A 1,734-nucleotide genomic window follows, 5' to 3' on the forward strand; every position below is an offset into this window, starting at 1 on the left:
CCTGAGTTCACCCATTGGGCTTAGTGACCCCGATTGCCTCGAGGATCGTCTTCGCGTGCTCGGGGATCTTGGGCTCGAGGGTGAGTTCTTGACCGTTGATGTCGACGGTCGCTGAGCGGATGGTCCGTAGTGTCTGAACGATCTTCTTGATCGATATCCCGGTCGCTTCGGTCAGGTAGCGAGTGATTGCCAGGGCAGCGAACACCACGGTCAGATGAGCTTCGATAGCCTCGCGGCGATGGTGGAAGACGGGCCTGGCCCGCAGATCGGACTTGGTCATGCGGAAAGACGCTTCGACCTTCCACAGGTCGTGATAGGCGCTGATCACCGCTGCCCCGCTCATCACCTCGATCGGCAGGTTGGTCACATAGCCCTTCAGACCGGCGAGTTGCCGGGCTCGGTCGATGGTGGCCTGGTCCAGTTCCTTCGCCGCACCGCTGACCTTCAAAAACCGTGTCTTCTTCAGCGGTGCGCCGCCGGTAGCGACCTTCTCGGCCTTGGCGATCTGAGCGTTGATCGTTCTGTCATCACGTTTTTGGCGCTTGAATGACCACTGGTAGACGACCCGACGCTCTCGGGCATTCTTCCCGGTGCCCATCACCCGGGCCGATTCCAAGACCTGTCCGTCAGCGAAGTAGTTCCCATGCCGCTCGAAGTGATCTGCCAGGTCATAGGGCGCCTTGGTCAACCGAGAACCGACGATAAACTTGAACCCCGCTTCCTCCAGGGCGTTGAGGTTGGCTGCAGAGAGCATCCCCGCGTCAGCGACCACGACCATGTCCCTCACACCGTGCCGTTGCTGAAACCCGGTCAGCACCGGGATGAGAGTCTTGGTCTCGCCCTTGTTGCCCTCGAACAATTGCACTTCGAGCGGGAATCCGCCCGGGTCGACCAGCAGCCCGATCTGGACCTGCGGATCGACCCGGTGCTCCTTGCTCATCCCGACCTTGCGCAGCTCGTCTTCGTTGTCGTTTTCAAAGTGCAACGTCGTGACGTCGTACATGATGAACGCTGCCTTGCCAGTGGTGCGGGCTGAGTGCGCCAGGCATGCCTTGGCGAACCGGCTCCGGTAATCACGCTCCTGGCAGCGCTGCAGGCACCGGTAGATCGTGTTCAACGCCGGGGCGCTCACACCGACCTCGCCCAGAACGCGGATGGTGTCGGCTTTGGACGTGGGCTCGATGATGCGCGCAAGTACCAGCGAACGGAACGTCTGGTCGCCCACAGCGTCGAATCCCAGCTGGGTGTATGCCCCGCTCAGCACTTCCCATAGCAGCAGCGCCGAGGTACCCAGTACCTGGCCCCTGCCGGCCACAACCCGCGGTCGTCCCGCCGAGGACGTCTCGACTGCCAGAGGCTCTTGCCCGGTCTTGGTCCAGTCAGCGACATCGCTCACTCGTGTTCCGACGCGCTCCAGCGGGCCCAGATCCAGGGCTTCCTGGCCTGGACGGAGTCGGTCCTCTGCGGCCAGGAGCAGCAGTTCCAGCTCGGAATCGGTGTGCGCCGAGCCTACGTGGTCGACCGCGACCACCTCCCGGCCGTCGCGGGTCACTACCTGCACAGCGACCGCACCTGAGGAGGTGCGCACCTTCCGTACGAACTGCGATGCCACGCCACGAAGGTTACCTACGAGCAGGTTCTTAGTGACCCTTTCACCCCACCGCGAACGGCATACCGCCAGGTCAGCGCGCTACCGATACGAAAATCTCCCACCCTTGGGTGAACTCAGGTCTG

1 protein-coding gene is annotated in these 1,734 nt (G+C 62.5%); it reads right to left on the reverse strand.

What is annotated here, in order from left to right:
- Positions 1-7 precede the first annotated feature (7 nt).
- Positions 8-1,612: an IS1634 family transposase gene (locus tag ACYVD1_RS34625; RefSeq protein WP_460778700.1), complete on the reverse strand. Its 1,605-nt coding sequence runs from the start codon at positions 1,610-1,612 to the stop codon at positions 8-10.
- Positions 1,613-1,734 lie beyond the last annotated feature (122 nt).

This window comes from Nocardiopsis nanhaiensis, from assembly GCF_054778635.1.